At 46.5% G+C, this 21,396-nt stretch carries 18 protein-coding genes; 7 read left to right on the forward strand and 11 right to left on the reverse strand.

What is annotated here, in order from left to right:
- Positions 1-379: 379 nt before the first annotated feature.
- A complete protein-coding gene (locus RCH83_RS12300; protein WP_306522485.1) occupies positions 380-2,716 on the reverse strand; it encodes an Ig-like domain-containing protein in 2,337 nt (778 codons plus the stop codon).
- Positions 2,717-2,886: 170 nt separating this feature from the next.
- Between RCH83_RS12300 and RCH83_RS12305 the strand changes: the two genes are divergently transcribed.
- Positions 2,887-4,200 (forward strand): dicarboxylate/amino acid:cation symporter, encoded by a 1,314-nt coding sequence (locus tag RCH83_RS12305; protein WP_306522487.1) that lies wholly within the window; start codon positions 2,887-2,889, stop codon positions 4,198-4,200.
- Positions 4,201-4,406: 206 nt separating this feature from the next.
- Here the strand turns inward: RCH83_RS12305 and RCH83_RS12310 are convergent, their stop codons facing one another.
- The 3 genes from RCH83_RS12310 to RCH83_RS12320 all read right to left on the reverse strand — a co-directional run bounded on the left by RCH83_RS12310 (position 4,407) and on the right by RCH83_RS12320 (position 8,641).
- The gene (locus RCH83_RS12310) at positions 4,407-5,045 is read right to left on the reverse strand and encodes a thiopurine S-methyltransferase (protein WP_306522489.1); all 639 of its coding nucleotides are present in this window, start codon (positions 5,043-5,045) and stop codon (positions 4,407-4,409) included.
- A complete protein-coding gene (gene sohB, locus RCH83_RS12315; protein WP_306522491.1) occupies positions 5,046-6,038 on the reverse strand; it encodes a protease SohB in 993 nt (330 codons plus the stop codon).
- Between the two features lie 194 nt (positions 6,039-6,232).
- Positions 6,233-8,641 (reverse strand): VolA/Pla-1 family phospholipase, encoded by a 2,409-nt coding sequence (locus RCH83_RS12320; protein WP_306522493.1) that lies wholly within the window; start codon positions 8,639-8,641, stop codon positions 6,233-6,235.
- A gap of 224 nt (positions 8,642-8,865) precedes the next feature.
- Here RCH83_RS12320 and RCH83_RS12325 point away from each other — a divergent pair, with 224 nt between their 5' ends.
- Entirely contained in the window at positions 8,866-9,609 is a 744-nt protein-coding gene (locus RCH83_RS12325) for a YciK family oxidoreductase (RefSeq protein WP_306522495.1), read from the forward strand.
- Between the two features lie 186 nt (positions 9,610-9,795).
- On the opposite strand, the gene RCH83_RS12330 is transcribed toward RCH83_RS12325, so the two are convergent.
- A complete protein-coding gene (locus RCH83_RS12330) occupies positions 9,796-10,332 on the reverse strand; it encodes an H-NS histone family protein (protein ID WP_306522497.1) in 537 nt (178 codons plus the stop codon).
- Positions 10,333-10,541: 209 nt separating this feature from the next.
- Here RCH83_RS12330 and can point away from each other — a divergent pair, with 209 nt between their 5' ends.
- Positions 10,542-11,198, forward strand: coding sequence for a carbonate dehydratase (gene can / locus RCH83_RS12335; protein WP_306522499.1), 657 nt, complete (start codon positions 10,542-10,544; stop codon positions 11,196-11,198).
- Positions 11,199-11,266: 68 nt separating this feature from the next.
- On the opposite strand, the gene RCH83_RS12340 is transcribed toward can, so the two are convergent.
- Genes RCH83_RS12340 through purU form a run of 3 tightly spaced genes read right to left on the reverse strand, consistent with a single transcriptional unit; the run spans position 11,267 to position 13,176 of the window.
- Positions 11,267-11,821 carry a hypothetical protein gene (locus RCH83_RS12340; RefSeq protein WP_306522501.1) on the reverse strand — a complete coding sequence of 185 codons (555 nt, stop codon included), beginning with the start codon at positions 11,819-11,821 and terminating at the stop codon, positions 11,267-11,269.
- Between the two features lie 2 nt (positions 11,822-11,823).
- Positions 11,824-12,327 (reverse strand): acyl-CoA thioesterase, encoded by a 504-nt coding sequence (locus tag RCH83_RS12345; RefSeq protein ID WP_306522503.1) that lies wholly within the window; start codon positions 12,325-12,327, stop codon positions 11,824-11,826.
- A 15-nt stretch (positions 12,328-12,342) separates the two neighbouring features.
- The gene (purU, locus tag RCH83_RS12350; protein ID WP_306522506.1) at positions 12,343-13,176 is read right to left on the reverse strand and encodes a formyltetrahydrofolate deformylase; all 834 of its coding nucleotides are present in this window, start codon (positions 13,174-13,176) and stop codon (positions 12,343-12,345) included.
- Positions 13,177-13,365: 189 nt separating this feature from the next.
- Here purU and tsaA point away from each other — a divergent pair, with 189 nt between their 5' ends.
- From tsaA to RCH83_RS12370, 4 genes are all read left to right on the forward strand, one after another.
- Complete coding sequence (tsaA, locus tag RCH83_RS12355) at positions 13,366-14,106, forward strand: tRNA (N6-threonylcarbamoyladenosine(37)-N6)-methyltransferase TrmO (RefSeq protein ID WP_306522508.1); 741 nt, start codon at positions 13,366-13,368, stop codon at positions 14,104-14,106.
- Positions 14,107-14,131: 25 nt separating this feature from the next.
- A complete protein-coding gene (locus RCH83_RS12360) occupies positions 14,132-15,169 on the forward strand; it encodes a galactose oxidase (protein ID WP_306522510.1) in 1,038 nt (345 codons plus the stop codon).
- Positions 15,170-15,217: 48 nt separating this feature from the next.
- The gene (locus RCH83_RS12365) at positions 15,218-16,942 is read left to right on the forward strand and encodes a proline--tRNA ligase (protein WP_306522512.1); all 1,725 of its coding nucleotides are present in this window, start codon (positions 15,218-15,220) and stop codon (positions 16,940-16,942) included.
- A gap of 199 nt (positions 16,943-17,141) precedes the next feature.
- Positions 17,142-17,447, forward strand: a complete 306-nt coding sequence (locus tag RCH83_RS12370) for a DUF6170 family protein (protein ID WP_306522514.1) — start codon at positions 17,142-17,144, stop codon at positions 17,445-17,447.
- A gap of 174 nt (positions 17,448-17,621) precedes the next feature.
- Here the strand turns inward: RCH83_RS12370 and RCH83_RS12375 are convergent, their stop codons facing one another.
- The 3 genes from RCH83_RS12375 to RCH83_RS12385 all read right to left on the reverse strand — a co-directional run.
- A complete protein-coding gene (locus RCH83_RS12375) occupies positions 17,622-19,130 on the reverse strand; it encodes a peptide MFS transporter (RefSeq protein ID WP_306522516.1) in 1,509 nt (502 codons plus the stop codon).
- 251 nt (positions 19,131-19,381) lie between these two features.
- The gene (locus tag RCH83_RS12380; protein WP_306522518.1) at positions 19,382-20,182 is read right to left on the reverse strand and encodes a VacJ family lipoprotein; all 801 of its coding nucleotides are present in this window, start codon (positions 20,180-20,182) and stop codon (positions 19,382-19,384) included.
- Between the two features lie 4 nt (positions 20,183-20,186).
- Positions 20,187-21,396, reverse strand: a 1,210-nt coding sequence (locus RCH83_RS12385; RefSeq protein ID WP_306522522.1) for a tetratricopeptide repeat protein, incomplete at its 5' end; no start/stop codon positions are given.

Here is a 21,396-nt window from a genome sequence, read left to right on the forward strand (position 1 = left end):
AGTCCGTCCGTATCTATAATACCCGCCGTCCTCACCTTGCACTAAAATACAAAACGCCCGATGAAGTGCATCGGGCGTTTTAATGAAATAAGGGTCAACTTATTTCAGGACTAGTCACTTTCACTACGCCCCAACGTGTTTGTTGTCTTGAGTGTTCACACCAGATCAGACTGCTTACGCCTCGTTGGCGAACACTCCAAGTGCAGCTATTGACTATCGGACGCCATTTCACAACATAAGGTCGTGTCTTACGCAGCTTCTGCTTTCCACGCAGCTAGATGTCTTATTTACGTTGGGTCATCCCCATAAAAAAAGGAGCTGTGATTAAGCTCCTTTTTCTTATCGGTGGCTTGTTATCAAAACACCAGATGTTGCCTTGTCAATATTTATGACATGGCTGCAACTCATCAATGAAGGTTTGATGTTTCGCACCTTCGAGTAAATGAAGCCTCGCATCTTTAATTGCAAAACCGTAAGGGTTACCAATTGGTTTGCTTGATTCAACTATCGTGTCAGATTTTGCATAGCCTAACCTAAAGGTACGTGAATTGATGTTTTCAGTACCAACAATATTACCTGAAGAAACTACTAAATCGACATCAACCCAAGGTGCATACTCACGTGGATACTGAAGATAAAACAGCGCTATCCCTTCATTATTTGAAGTCACAATAGAAGCCTCACCGGAAGCACTGCCATAAGCCACTGCAACATTGCCCGGAGTTAACATTTTGTCTTCGTTACTATCTTCAAACTTGTCCAGATCCAATATACCATTGCGGTTTTTATCTTCATTCAAACATGTTGAACCCGGATAAACATCAGTAGGTGCCAGAGTGGAATAGATAGGTTCATAGTTAATAAAGGCACCTACGTCCGGATTCCTTACCCAACCGCCCAGATAATAACGTTTTGGATAAACCTGAACATTTAAACGTTGATTTGCCACTGGGTTACCACCTGAGTCCGTGACCACAATCGCAAATTGCTGCTGATACAGGGTTTGTTCTTTTTTCACAATTTCACTGCCGGTACCAAAACGGTAAAACAGGGTGCGTTCACCAACAACTATAGTGGTTTGCCCTTTGATGTCACTATTTGCCACCAGCTGAGCTTTAACAACAAGACCGGTTGGATTTGCCGGTGTACCACTACCGCCAGTGTTGGTATCAGCTTCAAATTCTGTTGTTGCAACACCAAAAGAGTTTGTTACCGCTGTCGCTGGATTCAATTTTCCGCCGGCAGAATCGTCCAGTGAAAATGATACTGTTTGATTTTTTACCGGGTTGTTATTGATGTCACGAACCACGGCAGAGACTGTTGATTTTTCACCTGGCCCAACTTTAGTTGGAAACACCTGAACTTCAATAGGTTTGTCTATATGTGGTGTGGTTGCCACAAATTCAATTTGTTGTTGTGCAGATATTGCGCCAACTGCACCGGTAGAGCTTGCAGCTATATTCGTAAAACCGGCAAACATAGACTTCACATAAATAGTTGCCACACCGGCATCATCTGTTACCTGACTGACAGCACTGAGTTTATTAGCAAGACCTGCTTCATCCTGACTGATAGCACCGCGTGTAGTGGCTACGTTTACGTTTTTTGCAACCACAGGCTGTTTATTTGATAACCACTTCACCTGCAGAGGTTTTGCGACATCTAATGGAACTTCCACCGGTTTTGCCGAAGAATCTACAAAATTAAACTCATCTAAATCAACAAAAAGCTGGAAAGTGCGATTCGCACCAAGCGCTGAAACCGTAATAGTGTCTGTGCCACCATTTGTTGCGGTGTAAACAACGTTTGCCCGGCCAGAGGTCGGCCCTGTTTTTGGCGTTGTGTTGCTGAAAGAGTTTTTCAAAGCAGATGTTAAGGTGAAGGGTGTATTCGGAATACCATTACCTTCGGAGTCCACAAGATTAAAACTAATTTCTGAAGTACCACCCAGCACTACAGCCTGTGGGCTAGTGACTTCAATTGCTGTACCAACCACTGCAACTTCTAAATTTGAGGTTTTAGTTTCACCTGCAGTTGCTTGTGCTTTTACTGTAATAGTACGCAATGTCTGATTTGACTTCGTCGTCAAAGTTGCTTTTGCCACACCGTTTGCACCGGTAATCTTATTGATGACTTCCAGCTCGGCGAGGTTGTCAGCACTGAACTTCACCTCAACATCTTTCATAAAGACGTTGTCAGCATCGCGAACAAGCGCTGTAAGTTCAACTTTGTCTGACACGCCAGTGCCTAAACTCAGTTTGTCGGCATACAAAACTATAGAACCGATTGCCTGAACATCCGGCAGAGAACCATCACCTTTTGATTTAAAGCTAATAGTGCCTTTGGTTTCTGTAGTGCCATCAAAAGTAGCGGTAATAGTGCCGGCGCCGCTTTTTGTTCCCACCTTTAAACCTATAGTGGCTTTACCTTCAGCATCCGTTACTGCAGTGGCGGCGCCATTGTCAAAACTGGCCAGCGCGCTGTCATCAAGCGAAAACTTCAATAACTTACCTGCCTGAGCTGCACCTGTGGATGATTTTAACTCCGCAGTTACAACCAAGTCTGTGCCTTTACTTACTTCGGCACCAGATAGTGTCAGTGCAATACTAAAGCTTGGTGTTGGTGTTGTACCGCCGTCATCTAAAGTACCGCCACCACCACAAGCCACTACTGCACTCATCAAAAACGCAACGAGAAGTTGCCGGATGTTTCGCATGAAAACTCTCCCTAGCTGTTTCTTATATTTAGATTTTGTTAATTCTGCATCTTAGCCGATTAATTTCAAAACCGGCAGCGCTAATTCTCGGATTTTTAGTAAATTTTTCTTTTATACCGAAAACTGTTAGGCTAGCCGCCTTTTTCCACAGTTATAACTCAACTACCCTGATGACTACAAATACAAAATATAATCTGACCAGCCGGATTTTAATTGCAATGGCGCTGGGTGTTTTAGTAGGTTCGTTGTTCCAGTGGTTACTGGGCGGCGCTGCCGAAAAAGAAGTTTCTCTTGCTGGTTTTACTATTGGTATCAAAGCCTTATTTGTTGACGGCATTTTTCATGTTGGCGGGCAGATTTTTGTCGCCAGCCTGAAAATGTTGGTGGTGCCTTTGGTGTTAGTCTCATTGATTTGTGGTACCAGTTCTTTAAAAGATATCAGCACCCTTGGTCGTATCGGCTCAAAATCGATGGGTTTATATATACTGACCACAGCCCTTGCGATAGCTATTGCTATCTTTTTTGCTGTGCTGATTAGCCCGGGCTCCGGCGTTAATATGCCGCTGGTTGAAAGTTATCAGGTGGCAGAAGCTCCTTCTGTGGCGCAGGTTTTTATTAACATGTTCCCCAGCAACCCGGTTGAAGCCATGGCCAAAGGCGAAATGTTGCAAATTATCATTTTTGCCGTGTTATTTGGTATTGCCATAGCACTGAGTGGTGACGCTGGTCAGCGTGTGCGTACTATGTTTGAAGATTTAAACACTGTGGTGATGCATCTGGTGAATATCGTGATGCATTTATCGCCGTACGGCGTGTTCTTCCTGATGGCTAAGTTATTTACAACTTTGCAACTGGATGACATGGCCAATCTTGGCAAATATTTCCTGATTGTACTTTTTGTCTTATTTTTTCATGGCCTGGTTGTTTATGGCTTATTGATTAAATTAGTCGGTGGTTTAAGCCCACTGATGTTTTTCCGCAAAATGAAAGAAACCGCTTTGTTTGCTTTTAGTACGTCCAGCAGTAACGCCACTATTGCCAGCAATATGGCGACCACCACTGGCAAACTTGGAGTAGATAACAAAGTAGCGTCTTTTACTATTCCACTTGGCGCCACTATTAATATGGATGGTACGGCTATTATGCAGGGTGTTGCCACTGTATTTATTTCTCAGGTGTACAACATTGACCTGAGCGCCTCCGACTATATCCTGGTGGTACTAACCGCTACTCTGGCCTCCATAGGTACTGCGGGTGTCCCTGGGGTAGGCCTTGTGATGCTGGCAATGGTGTTGCAACAGGTTGGTTTACCTGTTGAAGGTATTGCGCTGATTATTGGTGTGGACCGCCTGCTGGATATGACCCGCACAGCAGTCAACATTACCGGCGATGCTATGGTGTCTTGTCTGGTTGGCAAAAGCGAAAAATGTATGGATTTGACCGTCTTTAACAACCCTGATGCAGGCAAAAGCGATAGTTTATAACAGGCCTTTTTAACCGGCCTTGGTTCACTAGCTTTAGTTCACTGGCCTTGGTTGACTGGTTAATCAAGGCTGATAAACCAATAAAAAAACCGGCATAGCCGGTTTTTTTATTGGTTTTAACAAAGCCTGAAGATGACGGCTATGTCTGCCAACCACATCAGGTTCATCAACAACCAGCTGCGGCCGAAGCCTGGTCATACAACATTTTACCAGCGTATCCACCAGCTCTTTTCTACCAGCTGGCTGGTGGCAAACCTGCGTCTGGCAAAACCCTGCCCGGTAATATTATGGACCCCGGCCAACTCAACTTTGGCGTTGGCAAACAAAGTGCGGATTTCTTCAGGCGATACCACAAAAGGCGGACCTTGTTTTTCACCTTGCGGATATTCCAGACTAATCAACAACATCTGTGCTGTTGGCAATAACTGCTGTAATTTGGCGGCATATTGCACGCGCATAGGCTCGGGCAGCGCTATCAATGCAGCTCTGTCATAAATCAGCTCAACACCTGCCACCGCTTCGGCAGGCAAGGTAAAAAAATCACCTTGCCATAACTGATAAGCTCCACTTTGCCAGAGCTGATGTTGTGCCTGTTGTGTGATCTGTGGCAACAAACCCGCCTCGGCAAAAAAATCGCGGCAGGCAATTTCTGCCAGTTCAGCACCAATCACCTGATATCGGCTGGCCAGAGCATGCATATCCGGACTTTTGCCACAAAGTGGCACAAACACCTTTTGGCTGGCAGGCATAGCTGCCAGTTGGGCACATAACAGCGGATGGGCAGCCTCCAGCTGAAAACCCAACTCATTCAGCGCCCAGCGCTGTTGCCAGAATTGTGGTTCCATTTAACGCCACACTATCAGGCGGTTGGCCTGTTGCCATACACTTTGCAAAGTGACAGCAGCGGCAAGCCCCATACGTTCTGACAAACGTTTTTTCAGCTGGTATTTCACCAAAAATACCTGGCGTTGTTGCATTTGTTGCAACAGGTAATCGTCACTGGTTTTTAACTCGTCTACCAGCTTTAGATCAAATGCCTGATAAGCAAACCAATGCTCGCCGGTTGCTACAGCGTTAATATCGAGCACTGGCCGGTGTTTTTGCACAAAGTCTTTAAACAACAGATGGGTTTCTTCCAGTTCGTGTTGGAATTTCGCCCTGCCCTTGTCGGTGTTTTCCCCAAAAACTGTGACAGTGCGTTTATATTCGCCAGCGGTAAACATCTCAAAATCAACATCGTTCTTTTTTAGCAGCTTATGAAAGTTCGGAATTTGTGCCAGTACGCCGATAGATCCCACAATAGCAAAAGGGGCGGCAATAATTTTATTGGCAATACAGGCCATCATATAACCACCACTGGCGGCAACTTTGTCTACAGCAACCGTCAGTGGGATCTGCTGCTGACGCAGCCTGTCAAGCTGCGAAGCCGCCAAACCATAACCATGCACCACACCACCGCCACTTTCCAGACGCACCAGCACTTCATCTTCTTTGGTTGCCATTGCCAGCACAGCCGTCACTTCTTCCCGCAGAGCTTCTACTTCATGTGCATCCATACTGCCGTGAAAATCAACCACAAAAAGCCGGTGTTGCTGGGTTTTATCCACTGGCTGTTGTTGTTTTTGCCATTTTTTATAGGCTTTTTTGTCCAGCATGCCCTGATGTAACTCGTCTACCAGCGCCTGATGTTCTTCAGATAAATTATCAAAAGTAAGCTCGCCTTTACGGATCTTTGGTTTCACCGCGGCCATCACTGCCATCAGCAACACTGCCCCTATGGCAAAAACTATGGTGAGCGCTTTTAAAAAAAACATGCTGTATTCAAGTAAAAAATCCACAAAAGCTATCCTTCTGAAAAACCGGTAAAAAGGCATTGTACCGACAAAAGCCAAGCCTTGCAGCTTTGCTCTTTCGCACTCAGGCTGCACAAAAACTTGTTGCCAGAGAACAGCGGTTGCTGCCGTGATAAAGGCAAAGTTGCAGGCAATAAAAAACCCGGCGAACCGGGCTTTTTAACTCTGGATTAAAGGACTTAGCCTTTAATCACCGCAGCATTACTTACCTGCACCGCTGCACCGCGAGTTACCATAAATGACGCAGTTTGTGTCTGCATCTCTGTGGTTGCGGCACGGCTGGTAGCCGGATTTAATATTGCACTGTGATCACCTTCAAGGAAACGGCTGATGGCAGAGCCCGTTACCTGGTAAACACCGGCCTTGGCAGGTAAAGACTGTGCACCTAACAACCGTGCTAAAGGTTCAGTTCCGCCCAGTGGCATGTTTACCGCCTGGTTCGGGATCACCTGATCCGGTTTAAAGTTATCGCCATTACCTACAACTTCAATAATGTGCACCGGCGTTTTACCCGCAACTAAAGTGGCTGCATAGTTATTTGGGTCGCCGGCATCAGTGACTGTTTGCGCAGCAAAGGCAAACTGAGTCAGAGTTGCATTAATTGCGGTTAAAGCCGCGACCTGACCTTTTGACGTTAATTCAGCCAGATATTCAGTGACAAAACCAGCGGCACAACCTGCATAAGTAGCAGCATCTGTACACACTTGTTTGCCATCAACAAAAGCTTTAAAACCCGGTGCTAATGTTGCTGAACTCAGCATAATGCTTGCTTTAATAGTGTTACCAAAGGCTGGTGATTCCAACAGGAAATTGGCAACGGCGCCACCTGGCATAGCCAGTGATGCTGCTTTTAACTTATAAAGTGCATCGGCTGTTGCATTACCTGTTGGTGCATTGGCCAGCGCCACCATTGAAGTGCCGGTAATGGCACCTAAAGAGTGACCTAAAAACTGCACATCATTACCATCAAGCAAGCCAGGCTGATTGGTAAAGTTCAGACCCAGGCGTAAACCAAGCATATCAGCAATACTCTGACGCAGGTTGTCGCGGGTTACCAGCAGATCTGCCAGGTTCATATAAACAGTGGCATCACCGGTTTTACCACAGCTGGTACCTGAAGCGTTGATCTCATCTTTACCGTCGTTATTCAGGTCAAAACCGCGGCTACCGTGTAACGGGTGGTCAATGGCAACAGTGGCAAAACCCTGAGCCGATAACGCAGCTGTCACTGCCAGCATGTTTTCTTTACATGAAGTAATGCCGTGTTGCAGTATCACCACTGGCCAGCCTTTTTCAGGTTTGGCTTTGCCAATTAACGCACTGTTTGGCACCGTCATCTGCACTTTTAAACTTTGTACTGAATTTACCTTCGGCACCACGTTAAACTTGGTCAGGTGGCGTTGTTTATCCACACCTAAATCCATTAAAGCGCCAGCGCTTACCGCTTTACACACTGCGTTGTTCTGCATTTGTGCCGGGCTGGTAATAGCGCCTTCTAACGCTGTTTTTTGCGCTTGTGATAAACCGGCTAACATAGCGCCGCTGTCACAACGACCGACCCAGCGTGTTGATAAAGCAGCTTTTGGCGCTTCAGCAGTAGATACACCCAGATAATAAGGCAGGTTAATGGTGCCGCTGTATAACTTGGCAGCATTAAACATAAAATACTGGTTGGTCGGATCCATTGGAATGGTTTTATCCGGGTTTACCACCTGAGACACCAACAAACCTGTATCCGCCACCTGCAATACAGGTGGAGTATTGTTATTCAGTGCACTTGGCAACATCAGCTGTTTGACTGTGCCCAGTACATTCGCTGTTGATTGAGTGGTGATAGCCGCAGTGTAGATAATGCTGTTCTTAGCAATCGACATACTGGCAGCTGCATTTTCAAAGCTGTTAATTACACCTTGTAACGCACGTTGTGAATCAGTACCCAGTGGCAAGGTAGCCAGGTCCTGTTTCACCAATTCATAAGTTGTCGAAGGAGCTACGGCATTACCGGCGCTGTCTTTAAGGTTATTGGTCAGTACCAACAGATAAGTGGTGGCAGCCTTCAGTGGTTTTAATGGAATAACAGCCACATTATTACCAACAGCTTTGGTGACAAAATCCTGACCATAGGTCAGCTGAGCAACAGCTTTACAGGCAACACCACGAGGAATAGTGCGGCAATTGGCGTCAACAGATGCCGGGTCGCCCATCAGCACTTCAATCAGACGCACTGCATCAGGACGTGAAGCGCTGGTTGCATCTAATGAAATACCACCGGCAAATGCCAGTTCAACACTAAATGGGTTTTGGGTGGACCAGCCGTCCAGCGCACCTAAAGCCGTTTGTGGATCGGCATAATTGGGTGTGGCTACAGCTTCACCTGGCATCACCAGAGTGCCGTCCGTTGTGCCCTGGAACAACAAATCGTTGGGTACAGATACTTTGCCGGCAGAAGGGTCAAACACTACACGGCTTACGGGTACAACAACGGTACCATTGTCAACTGCATCTTGTTTTAACTCACTGAGTGAATCACCGCATCCGGTCAGCCCGAGCGCGCTGGTCACCGCCAGGCTTATTAACAGCTTCTTCATATATTCTCCCCTGTCCTGATTTTTTATTATTTTGCTAAAGCTTTCTTTAAGCTCTAGTTTTTGAATTCCTGTCTCGTAAACTTCCAACAGCTACGACCAGTTAAAGTTAACCTAACCAAAAAAATTTCGCTAGGGCTAAACTAAATATCTATGAAGAAAGGTGCAAAATCGCAGCAGAACGAGTATGCTGCGCCGATTTTTCAACAGGTTACAGGTTGATTTATATGCAAGATTTTCAGCCCGCCCCACAAGCGCTGGCCAATAAAACAATTCTGGTGACAGGTGCAGGAGATGGCATAGGCAAAGAAGCTGCGCTCAGCTTCGCCAAGTATGGCGCCACTGTTATTCTGCTGGGCAAAACCACCGCCAAACTGGAAGCAGTTTACGACCAGATTGTTGCGGCAGGATATCCGGAACCAGCCATAGTGCCGCTGGATTTAAACGGCGCCACAAAAAAACATTATCAGGATATGGCAAGCACCATCAGAGCTGAATTTGGTAAGCTTGATGGCCTGTTACATAACGCCGGTATGCTGGGGGTATTAACGCCTTTTGAGCATATTGACCTGGAAACCTGGCAAAAAATTCTGCAGGTCAACCTGACGTCAGCCATGTTAATGACACAAGCCCTGTTACCTGTGATGGCTTTGGCGCCTCATGCTTCGCTGGTATTTACTTCTTCGGGTGTTGGTCGTAAAGGCCGGGCTTATTGGGGTGCTTATAGCGTCTCTAAATTTGGCACTGAAGGTTTAATGCAACTGATTGCCGATGAATACGAAAACTCAACTATCAGAACCAACTGCATAAACCCGGGGGCAACCCGCACTAAAATGCGTACTGCGGCTTACCCTGGTGAAAACCAGCTGAAGTTAAAAACGCCTGCTGATTTGATGCCGCTTTATATCTATCTGATGGCGGATGAAAGTATTGGGGTGAACGGTCAGTCGCTGGATGCACAACAAAAATAGTTCAGTCTTAGCTGCTGTGTCCTAAAAGCACAGAATCACGGCGGCAGATTGAGGTGAAGCCGATAGTATCAAAGGCTGTTGCCCTGACGTCAGACTGATAAACTGAAGCAACAAAGCAGATATTGGCAAAAACAACATTCAGCAGATAAAAAAACCGGCTTGCGCCGGTTTTTTTATCTTGCCAACTTAACGTTTGGCCAGAATTTCTTCATTATGCTGAGCTGCCCAATCGTTCCAGACATCAACTTTGTTGTTGAAGTTTGCCAGCGCTTGTTTGCCTGCATCTTCCAGCAGCGCATCCACTTGCTTAATATATTTTTTCTCTACTTTAGAAAATGGTACAACACTGATACCACGTTCTTGTAAACCCTTTTTCATTGTATGGGTTTTTAATAACTGCAGACTGCCATTTTCTACATAAAAAAACTGGCTTTCTTTATTAATGGTTTTAAATTTTGGTTTGACCGGACGTTTACCGTCAGTCTCGGCTGATTCATCTGCATCAACAGCCACTGCCACGCCGTCAGCATTTAGTTTATAACCCAACTGCTCCAGCGTAAAACCCTGGGCTTTGGCAAATTCACGAACTTTGGCCAATACTTCAGATTCTTTCTGGCGTTCATCCAGCACTGAAGTCAATACGTCAATCACTTCCTGTAATTTTAAAACAGTCAATTCTTTTGCTGCTTTTTTTAATTCACGTTTATCAAGTAATAATGACATCGTTCGCTCCTTTATAGGGATCCTAATAATTATCAAAATATGATAGCGGCAAAACAAATTGAAGGAAACAATTTTCCCTGATAATCATATAAAGAATAATAGAAATCATTGGTTCCTGATCTTATCGGTGCCGATCACCACAGCTGGTCGGTGCTGAATTTGTCACAAATTTAGGGTATCGTAGCGCACGGCAAGTTTTTGGAGTTGTTATGAGTTCTTTAAAACATCTGTTTCAAAACAACAAAGCGTGGGCAGACAGGATCGAACTGGAAGCGCCTGGATTTTTTAAGAAATTGTCGGAACAACAGGCACCTGAGTATCTGTGGATCGGCTGCTCTGACAGCAGGGTGCCAGCCAACGATATTGTTGGTTTATTGCCAGGTGAACTTTTTGTGCATCGCAACGTGGCCAATCTGGTATTGCACTCGGACATCAACTGTCTGTCGGTATTGCAATACGCTATCGATGTATTAAAAGTGAAACATATTATTGTCTGCGGCCATTATGGTTGTGGTGGTATTAACGCCGCCATGAACAAACAAAAAGTAGGTTTTGTCGACAACTGGTTGCGTAATATTAAAGACGTTTATGCCATTCACCGCGATGAAATTGAAAGTATTGCCGAAGAGCAAGACAGACTGAACCGGCTTTGTGAGCTGAACGTTATTGAGCAGGTGCAGAATGTTTGTCACACCAGCTTTGTGCAGGAAGCATGGGAAAGAGGTCAGGCTTTGACTGTTCATGGTTGGGTATATAGCCTGCGAAATGGCCGCGTGAAAGATTTGCGGGTCAGCCATTCCAGCACTGCTACCATCGACAATATTTATACTCTTGATTTAAATGAAGAATTTATCAGCGAAAAATAACATTGTTGTTTTGGATTCTGCAGTGCCAGCACACTGCAGAGTGCATACTCAGCTATAACAGCCCCGGCTTATAAAAAACGCACCTGCCCGTCTTTGCTTTCAACATAAGTAGCTGCATGGCCTTTCACCCATTTGCCATGTTGCAGATATTCAGAGCTTGTTGTCAGCTGATTTGCTTTTAGGGTGCTGACTGAACGCACCATGGTAATGCCGTTTTTATTGTTTTCAACTTTTTCTTCAGCAATCAAACTTTGCTTGGCCGCGTCATATTGCATGGTGCCATGGGTATAAAAACCAGCTGTGGTGAAATAATAATAGGCCAGACTCTTTTTGCTTTTATCCCAGAAAATAATAGATTCGCCACCATATTCACCATCATTTACCGAATGAATCACCTTAATGGCTGTGCCATTTAAGGCACGCTGCCATAACGAATGATCAATACTGGTTTTTCCGGGCTGCTGCGCTTTTAACTCACCGCGCCATACTTTATTTAAAAAAGGACGGAATACTTCAAGCTCGGGCGCCAGTGTATCTGCTGTTGTTTGCGCAGCCTGCAGCGGCAGTGCAAGTGATGTTGTCAGCATCACCAACATCAAAAAGCTAAACACTAGTTTTGTCATCGTTATGCTCCTGTTGTGCCCTGCTGATAAAAATCTAACATCTGCTGCTCTACTTGCTGCGAAAACTGTTTCATCTGAATAGCATACTGTTCGAGAAAATGGTCTTCTTCCGACTGTGCCACCCAGGAGGGCACAGCTGCTGTATTGCCATGTTCATCCAGCGCCACAAAAGTGATAATACAATGATTGGTTTCCGGCAACTGTTCAGTTTGGGTGTCGCCCGAGCGCACCTGAATAAAAATATGCATACTGGAATGGCCGGTATGCACCACTTTGGCTTCCAGTTCCACCAGATGCCCTACCAGAATAGGCCGGCGAAAACGAATGGTACCCACTGATACTGTGACACAATACAAACCGCTCCAGCGGGCGGCACAGGCATAAGCGGCCTGATCAATCCATTTCATCACCATACCGCCATGCACTTTGCCGCCAAAATTGACATGGGTAGGTTCAGCCAGAAAGCGAAACTCCACGGTACGTTTATGTAGCATATTGTTATTCATTTATGCTTTCCATTTTTATAAAACAACGGTTTTATTGCCGTGTACAAAAACCCTGTCTTCAATCACCAGCTCCAGCGCTTTACTGAGTACATTTTTTTCTACATCACGCCCGGCTTTTGCCATATCTTCAGCACTGTAGTTGTGATCAACATTGGTCACCATTTGTTTAATAATAGGCCCTTCGTCCAAATCATCAGTGACAAAATGCGCTGTAGCACCAATTATTTTTACACCCCGTTTAAATGCCTGATGATAAGGATTGGCACCAATAAAAGCAGGTAAAAAACTATGGTGAATATTAATAATACGATTTGGATAAAGCGCAACAAATTCAGGGCTTAAGATCCGCATAAACTTTGCCAGCACCAGATAATCAGGCTGGTAAGCGTCTATAGTTTGTTGCAATAATTTTTCGTGTTCAACACGGCTTTTATCCAGATGGCTGACGAAATGATAAGGAATACCAAATTTCTCCGCCAAAGCGCCAAGTTCCGGGTGATTGCCGACAATAGCTGCAATATCCAGTTTGAGTGAACCGTCATACACTTTGATCAGAATATCACCAATACAATGGGCTTCTTTAGTCACCAGAATAACCACTTTTTTATTGCGGTCACTGACCAGCTGCCTTTCACTGCCTTTGGGCAAAGCACGGTCTAAATCCAGTAATAAGGTATGATCATTAAAAATGCCTTCCAGCCGGGTACGCATATAAAACTGACCGGAAACAGGGTCCACATATTCGGTATTGCGGATAATATTCAGCTGATGTTTGTAGCAGATATTGGTAATTTGGGCGATAAGCCCTTTAGAATCCGGGCATTCAATTAATAAAGTTTTTTGTTCCATCATCGACTCAATACAACATTATAGGTTTGGAATTCAGCGCGAAAACTCACTTTAGACGGCCATCCATCTGATAGCAAGCGAAAGCCATTGTTGTTCCTGCTTTGGGCTTTGCTTGTCGTTTAGTGCTTTGCTCGCCATAATGCGCCATGCCTGATTGCCTGCAGGCAAAAGATAAACCTTGAGATTTAGATGAAACCTTTTGAATTAAATGCCGTTGGCGTGATTGAATCCCCGTATAAACAAAAATTTGCCATACCCCGCCAGCCAGGTCTTATTCCGGAGGCTAAAGGTGCATTGGTGTTGTCGCCGCCTTATGCTGATGACGCCATAGTGCGGGGTATAGAAAGTTTTAGCCATTTATGGCTGGTATTTGTGTTCCACGAAACCGCCGATAAAGGCTGGTCACCGCTGGTGCGCCCGCCACGCCTGGGTGGCAACGATAAAAAAGGCGTATTTGCCACCCGCGCCACTTTCAGACCCAACCCTATTGGCTTATCTGTGGTAAAACTGGATGGTGTACAAAGAAGAGGCGACAAACTGGTGCTGCTGCTCAGTGGCATTGATTTACTCGACGGCACGCCGGTCTTGGATATCAAACCTTATTTGCCTTATGCCGATGCGCTGCCGGGTGCAGCAGGTGGTTTTGCCGACGCAGCGCCACAAACAGATATGACGGTGTCTTTTAGTGAGCAAGCCATTGCCTTTTGTCAGGCGCAAAGCAGCTTACCGGACTTACAGGTTTTTATAGAAAAAGTACTAAAACAAGACCCTCGCCCACCTTATAAAAAACAGCGTGAGGAGCAACAAAGTTATGGTATGACTTTGTATCACTTTAATATTAAATGGACAGTGGATGGCGAACACAATCATGTTACCGAAATCAGACTGCAACAAGACAACCAAACATCATCAGGCAAAAACGCCGGTTAAAGCAGTTTTTACCGGTTTGCTGTTGATGGCATCTGGTTTTGCCGCTGCCGCAACTGACATACCTCCGTTGCCAGAGCCGGTCAGCAATCAACTGGTGTTACACACTTCAGTGCGCGGCCAGCCTTATCTGGCCAGTTTTGCAGGTATAGGCGCAGCCAAAACGGCTGCAGCTATGCACAATAAAGTGTGGCAATTAAGTTCAGGTCAATCGAACTGGCAAAATATAGCTGTGTTACCCACAGCCAGCAGAGTGAATGGCCGTATTGCCACCACAGGCGTGGTGCTGAATAAGCAATTTTTTATTCTGGGTGGTTATGGCCAGAGTAGCGATGGTAAAAGTGGCACTTTAGCCGACAGTTACCGTTTTAGTCCTGTCACCCAAAGTTACAGCAAATTACCCGATATGCCGGTGGCAGTGGATGAAAGTGTCGCTTTTGCCCACAAAGACAGATACATCTATTTGCTGGCCGGTTTTCATAACAGCGGTGCAGTCAATCTGGTGCAGCTGTTTGACAACTTTACGCAAAAATGGAGTCAGGCCACACCTTTACCAGGCAGCGCCGTTTTTGGCCATGCCGGTGTACTGGTTGGCAATGAAATATTATTTTGTGATGGCGTAAAAACCACAATAGCCGCAGATGGCAAGCAGCAGTTTGAAACCGAAGCCGCCTGTTATTTGGGCAACATTTCTGACAAAAACGCCAACAACATCAGCTGGCGCCCGGCACCTCATCATGGTGGCAAAGCCCGCACCCGTCAGGGCGCTATTGCAGTGGAAGTGAATGGCGAAACCATGGCTGCTTTTATTGGCGGCAGCGAAACCCCTTATCATTTAAATGGTGTGACCGATGATGGCAAGGCCATTGAACCGAGCAGTGCTATTTATCTGTATTCATTTAAACAACAAAAGTGGTTAAAAGCGGCGCCAAGCGAAACCGCTGTGATGGATTTACGTAGTCTGGTGCTGATTGATGGTGAAATTTTCAGCATTGGCGGTATGTTAGCGGGCCAGCAAGTTGGCAATACCGCGATAAAACACAAGATTAAACTTCTGCCCGAGTAAAGGCCTTGTTAGAATAAGGTCAAAGGGCTTATTTTCAGTGGAACAGTTATGCGCAGCAGTCAGTATTTATTATCAACCTTAAAAGAAACGCCTTCAGATGCCGAAATTGTCAGCCATCAGCTGATGTTACGCGCTGGTATGATCCGCCGTGAAGCCTCTGGTATGTACACCTGGTTGCCTACAGGCCTTAGGGTATTGCGTAAAGTCGAAGCCATAGTGCGCGAAGAAATGAACAAAGCCGGCGCTTTGGAAGTATTAATGCCAATGGTGCAACCTGCTGAATTGTGGCAGGAATCTGGCCGCTGGGAGCAAATGGACGCAGAACTTCTGCGTTTTAAAGACCGCCATCAGCGTGATTTTGTGCTTGGCCCAACCCACGAAGAAGTGATCACCGACTTAGTGCGTAAAGAAATCAGCAGCTATAAACAGCTGCCAATCAATATGTACCAAATTCAGACCAAGTTCCGTGATGAACGCCGCCCACGTTTTGGTGTGATGCGCGCCCGCGAATTTTTAATGAAAGATGCTTATTCTTTCCACTTAAGCCAGGAATGTCTGGAAAAAACTTACCAGACCATGTACCAGGCTTATAGCAATATCTTCACCCGTTTAGGGCTGGATTTCCGCCCTGTGCTTGCCGACACCGGCGCCATTGGTGGTGCGGTTTCCCACGAATTCCACGTACTGGCCGCTTCTGGTGAAGACGCTATTGTGTTTTCTGATGAAAGTGATTACGCCGCTAATATTGAAAAAGCTGAAGCTTTGGCACCAGCCACAGCCCGTCCGGCGGCTACAGCAGTGAAAACTGAAGTAGCAACACCTAATGTTGGCACTATTGCCGAAGTGTCTGCCTTGTTAAAAGTGGATGCCAGCCAGATTGTCAAAACTCTGCTGGTACACGCTGCTAAAGCTGACGACAAATCCCCTCAAGGTTTAGTGGCGTTGGTACTGCGGGGTGACCATGAGCTGAACGAAATTAAAGCCGACAAACATCCACTGATTGCTTCACCTTTAACTTTTGCCACTGAAGCCGAAATTCTGGCTGCCACAGGTGCCAGTGCCGGTTCTATTGGCCCTGTTGGCCTGTCCATTCCTGTGGTTGTGGACCGCAGCGCAGCAGTACTGGCCGATTTTGTTTGTGGCGCAAATAACACTGGCTTCCACCTGACCGGCGTCAACTTTGACCGTGATATCACCACTTATGAAGTAGCCGATTTACGCAACGTGGTAGAAGGTGACCCAAGCCCATGTGGCAAAGGTGCACTTGTGATCAAACGTGGTATTGAAGTGGGTCATATTTTCCAGCTGGGCGAAAAATACGCCGCAGCAATGAAAGCCGGTGTGCTGAACGAAGAAGGCAAACACCAGATCATGACCATGGGTTGTTATGGTGTGGGTGTGTCACGTATTGTCGCCGCCGCTATTGAACAAAACCATGACGAATACGGCATCATCTGGCCAGACGCTATTGCCCCTTTCCAGGTGGCGTTAGTGCCGATGAATATGCATAAATCTGTGCGTATTCAGGAAGCCACTGAACAACTTTATAAAGAGCTGCAGGCTGCAGGTTTTGAAGTGCTGTTTGATGACCGTAAAGAGCGCCCTGGTGTGATGTTTGCCGATATGGAACTCTTGGGTGTGCCACACCATATTGTGATTGGCGAGCGTAACCTCGACGAGCGTAAGGTGGAATACAAAAACCGCCGTACTGGCGAAAAATCATTGCTGAATTTAGACGAAGTGCTGGCAACGCTGCAGCAACAGCTGAAATAACGATATAACCCCAGTCGCAAGCCCGGGTACTGCCAGCAGTATTCGGGCTTTTTATTCAGGGTGTAATTGAGAGTGTAATTAAGGGTGTGATTAAGGATCTAACATCGGCACAACGCTGATTTGGTATCCAGCAGCAATCTGCCGTGGTAGTTGCCGCGTAATACACCCATAACACCTATCTCGTGTCAAAGGAGCGTCCATGTTGTACTGGAATAGCCGCAGCCTGCCGGAGCTGCAGGGACTGAATTTTCGTGAACGTATGCAGCTGCTGCGAAATGCTGCGGATAGCCTGCCTACCCCACAAAAACTGCTGCTGAATCTGTTAAAACTGGCGGTGTTAATTCCGTTATTTTTACTGATTGCCCGGGCGCCAAACCTCGCCACTGCGGCACTCTATGTGCTGGTGCTGGTGCTGCTGTATCCACTGATCACCCGCCCTTTGACTTTTTATCTGGTGCGCCCTTCACTGGCGAAAATGCGGACAAATATGGCAGCCAAATCTTAACGGCTGATGTTATAAGCTCAGAATAGCAAAAGCAAAAGTGCTGATGTGCTTTGAATACCAAGCGGCAACTGATTGATAAGAATAAAAAAACCACCTCAACTGAGGTGGTTTTTCTTTATCTGCCGCAACCTGACTTATGGTGCAGGCTGCTTTTTTAACGCTTTAGTCAGCGCTTTATTTCACGCCATGCATCAGTTTATTGATCAGCGGCGAAATCAGCAGCAGCACAATACCTGCACCTAACAGCAGGTAGAAGCTGAAGCTAAAACCAGCCAAAGCAGACTGTACCGTCATACCGGTTTCACCGGAAATTTCACCAGCCAGAATACCAGACAGGTTATTGCCGGTAGCCACTGACAAGAACCAGGCACCCATGGCCAGACCGACATAACGCACCGGTGCCAGTTTGGTCACCATCGACAAGCCAATAGGTGATAAACAAAGTTCACCAATAGATTGCAGCACATAACAAAGTACCAGCGGCCACAGCGGGATCAGGCCATTGCCATCGACCATTTGAGTTAAAGCAAACATCAGCACCAGGAAACCCAGCGCGTTGCCGAGTAAACCTAAACCAAACTTAAACGGAATTGTGGGTTCCATTTTACGTTTGCTGGTGAAATACCAAACGGCGCTGATAATTGGGGCAAATACGATGATGGCTAAAGAGTTCACCGACTGGAACCAGCCCGTTGGGAAGATAAAACTGCCGTCGGCAAAAATATCACGGTTCACCAGGTTTTGTGCCAGGAAGTTAAAAGAACTGCCTGCCTGTTCAAAGAACATCCAGAAAGTGACGTTAAAACCAAACAACAACAACAGCGCACAAACACGATGCATTTGCACCCGGCCATTTTGTTTGCCTTCCACCAGTAACATACCGGCCACAATAATAAAGAGCACCCCCAACACCCAGGCTAAGGTTTGTGCGCCCATACCGGCCATCAGGAAATACACCACAGGAATAGCAACCACCACACCGGCAATCACATAAGCCAGCATTTTGCCTGCCGGTTTATCTTCCGGTATCATGCCAATGCCTTTAAGCTGAGAGCGGCCAATATAAAACCAGATGGTACTTAAAATCATACCAACACCAGCGGCACCGAACACAGCTTTGTAGTTCTGGTGTTGTGGGGTGCCAAAAATTTCACTGGCGAGCCAACCTGTTAATAACGGTGACAACATACCGCCTAAGTTAATGCCCATATAAAAAATGGTAAAACCACGGTCACGGCGGTCATCACCCTGTTTATACAGCTGACCCACTAAAGAAGAAATATTCGGCTTAAACAGACCATTACCCACCACAATGACGGCAAGGCCTAATAAAAACACATCAAGGCTTGGCACCATGATCATAAAAAGACCAATGGACATCACCACAGCACCCAGCAAAATAGAACGCTGGTAACCAATGATCCTATCCGCCACATAACCACCAAAAATGGCAGTGGCATAAACTAACGCCAGATAAGCACCATAATAACGGCTGGCATCCCCTTCACCCGACGCATTGCCGGCATAAAACTGCGCCACAATGTACAAAGTTAAAGCCCAGCGAATACCGTAGAACGCAAAACGTTCCCAGAATTCTGCCATAAACAACATCCACAAGGGTTTTGGATGGCCCCATAAAGTCTCAAACTCTGGTTGGGTTTTGATGGTCTGGGTCTGGCTCATAAGCACACTCCGAAGTTTTGTCGCAGGCGCATAGCTGAGCGCAGCGTGTGAGCGCTGGTGAGGGTTTTCAGCATGGTGATTTCCTGTTTCTAATAATTATGTTGGTGATAATTACGGGTTGAGGGTGTTAGGTTTTTAATTGACTGACGTTTATACCGTACCAGGCCAAAAATGAAAAGGGGCAGTGCTGTTGCCTGCCCCTTTTTGCCGGTTAAAACGCCGGTATCAGGCTATTTTAACCACAGATCCGATCACTCCAGAAATTCTTCCAGCGCTTCTTCATCTACTTCAGCGGCCGGTGGGTTACCGTCATATTGCTGGTATTCCTGACGCTGGAAATAAGCGTCTTTGACAAAAGCATAGGGGTCCAGCGAGTCGTTCAGCAGTTTTTCCTGTTGCATTAAAGCTTCACGCGCCGACAAGGCACCAATAGTAAACTTAGCAATGGTTTGTGGGCTGTTTAGCACCGACATCGGGAAATACAGGTTGTCGACTAAATCGCCGGTCAGGTTACGCACAGTTGAAGGACCACGCGCCGGGATCATTAAAAACGGGCCATGGCCGATACCCCAAACACCCAAAGTCTGACCAAAATCTTCTTCTTTGACTTCAAGACCAGCGCTGGTGGCTACATCAAATAAACCAACAATACCCACAGTGCTATTGAGCAAAAAGCGACCGGCGCTGACGGCAGAGCTTTTTGGTTTACCTTGCAACAAGCCGTTTAAGAAGTTGGCAGGTTCACTTAAGTTATTCACCATATTAGACAAACCGGTGCGCGCCGGTTTTGGCACTACCGCCATATAACCTTTGGTGGCGGGTTTGAGTAAATAAGCGTCCAGATAGTCGTAGTTAAAAGTCCACATGCTGCGGTTCACCGACTCAAAAGGGTCACGCTCGTCTGTCATGGGCTCAGCTTGTGGCTGTGCTGTTGCAGCTTCAGCAGCCTCTGCATTGTTAACAGCAATATCAGCTGTTGCTTGTGGTTTAGCGCTACAAGCCGAGAGCGTTATCAATAAAACTGCCAGCGCTATTTTAAAAAGTGGATTCATCCGTTTACTCCAGTGAAAGCGTCAGCTCCTGCTGACCATCTTTTAATTCAATAAGTTCTGAAATTATTTCAGGGTCACCCGCTGTTTTAGCCACAGCTCCCGACTGACTGATACGCGCCGACACCAGCACCTGGGTTACATTGTCAAGGCCCCAGCCTTGCTGCATCACCATGTTGGAATTAAGTTCCAGCTGCTGTGTGCCGCTAAACACCACAAGCTTTTGCACCGCCAGTGGCAATGGTGGACCTTCAGCAGCTTTAGCCAGCACAAACAAAGTGGCGCCTTTAAATTTTGCCGCTAAAGCTTCGCTGATGTTTAATGTCAGCAGAATACGGCGTTTAGGCACTGCTGGATCTGTAACCGCTTGCTGGCTACTTAGTGTTGCAGCAGTTGCCGGCCTTTGTGCATCCGCCGCTGTTACAGCACCAGGCAATTTGGCCAGCTGTTGTTCTATCATGGCAAAACGCGGGTCGTTTTTATCCAGCTGCGACAACAACATTTCCCAGGCGGCTTTGGCCTCTAGCATATCGCCCCGCTCCTGCGCTATTAACGCCAGCATCGACAGCGCATCCTGATTCATTGGATCTTTATTCAGCACCAGGCCAAGGCTTTTTGCCGCTTTTTGCAGGTTGTCACTGTTGTCAGTCACTAACAGCGCCTGGGCATAACTCAAAAGCACGTTAGCGCGCTCTGGCGTTAAGCTCAGCGCTTTTTCAAAAGCTTCAATAGCATCATCGACTAAACCCTGCGAAAACCAAATCCGGCCAAGCACATACCAGGCAACAGCGTCATCGCCTTCGTTAGCGAGTTTGGTGCGAAGCGCCAGCGCAAATAAACTGATTTCTCTGTCGTTTAAAGGCTCACCTTTATTCAGTAATGCTCTTTCGCCAAAAGCTGGCAGCTGCTGTTGTGCCAGCTCCCAATCTGCCAATTGACGGTAATGGCCGCTCAAACCATAAGCAACGGCAACCACAACTAACACCAGCAACAGCGACAATGGCGCTAACAAAGGTGTTTTTTGCTCCTTGACGGCTACCGATTGCTTTTGCAAAAACTGGCTTTTTAATTCGTTGGCTGCCGTTAAAAAATCTTCCGCTGCCAGCTCGCCGTTATCACGCGCCAAAGTTAATAAATGCAAACGTTCGGCAAAAAGTTCGGTTTGGGTTTGTGCCGTGGTAGCAGCCTTACGCGGCCACCATAACAACAGCACCACC

The organism is Rheinheimera sp. (genome assembly GCF_030824435.1).
In the GTDB taxonomy this organism is placed as follows: domain Bacteria; phylum Pseudomonadota; class Gammaproteobacteria; order Enterobacterales; family Alteromonadaceae; genus Pararheinheimera.

What these genes read in the sequence shown, in the direction of transcription:
- RCH83_RS12300 (WP_306522485.1), bottom strand. Translation starts at nt 2,716, where the DNA reads ATGCGAAACATCCGGCAACTTCTCGTTGCGTTTTTGATGAGTGCAGTA.
- RCH83_RS12305 (WP_306522487.1), top strand. Translation starts at nt 2,887, where the DNA reads ATGACTACAAATACAAAATATAATCTGACCAGCCGGATTTTAATTGCA.
- RCH83_RS12310 (WP_306522489.1), bottom strand. Translation starts at nt 5,045, where the DNA reads ATGGAACCACAATTCTGGCAACAGCGCTGGGCGCTGAATGAGTTGGGT.
- RCH83_RS12320 (WP_306522493.1), bottom strand. Translation starts at nt 8,641, where the DNA reads ATGAAGAAGCTGTTAATAAGCCTGGCGGTGACCAGCGCGCTCGGGCTG.
- RCH83_RS12325 (WP_306522495.1), top strand. Translation starts at nt 8,866, where the DNA reads ATGCAAGATTTTCAGCCCGCCCCACAAGCGCTGGCCAATAAAACAATT.
- RCH83_RS12330 (WP_306522497.1), bottom strand. Translation starts at nt 10,332, where the DNA reads ATGTCATTATTACTTGATAAACGTGAATTAAAAAAAGCAGCAAAAGAA.
- can (WP_306522499.1), top strand. Translation starts at nt 10,542, where the DNA reads ATGAGTTCTTTAAAACATCTGTTTCAAAACAACAAAGCGTGGGCAGAC.
- RCH83_RS12340 (WP_306522501.1), bottom strand. Translation starts at nt 11,821, where the DNA reads ATGACAAAACTAGTGTTTAGCTTTTTGATGTTGGTGATGCTGACAACA.
- RCH83_RS12345 (WP_306522503.1), bottom strand. Translation starts at nt 12,327, where the DNA reads ATGAATAACAATATGCTACATAAACGTACCGTGGAGTTTCGCTTTCTG.
- purU (WP_306522506.1), bottom strand. Translation starts at nt 13,176, where the DNA reads ATGGAACAAAAAACTTTATTAATTGAATGCCCGGATTCTAAAGGGCTT.
- tsaA (WP_306522508.1), top strand. Translation starts at nt 13,366, where the DNA reads ATGAAACCTTTTGAATTAAATGCCGTTGGCGTGATTGAATCCCCGTAT.
- RCH83_RS12360 (WP_306522510.1), top strand. Translation starts at nt 14,132, where the DNA reads ATGGCATCTGGTTTTGCCGCTGCCGCAACTGACATACCTCCGTTGCCA.
- RCH83_RS12365 (WP_306522512.1), top strand. Translation starts at nt 15,218, where the DNA reads ATGCGCAGCAGTCAGTATTTATTATCAACCTTAAAAGAAACGCCTTCA.
- RCH83_RS12370 (WP_306522514.1), top strand. Translation starts at nt 17,142, where the DNA reads ATGTTGTACTGGAATAGCCGCAGCCTGCCGGAGCTGCAGGGACTGAAT.
- RCH83_RS12375 (WP_306522516.1), bottom strand. Translation starts at nt 19,130, where the DNA reads ATGAGCCAGACCCAGACCATCAAAACCCAACCAGAGTTTGAGACTTTA.
- RCH83_RS12380 (WP_306522518.1), bottom strand. Translation starts at nt 20,182, where the DNA reads ATGAATCCACTTTTTAAAATAGCGCTGGCAGTTTTATTGATAACGCTC.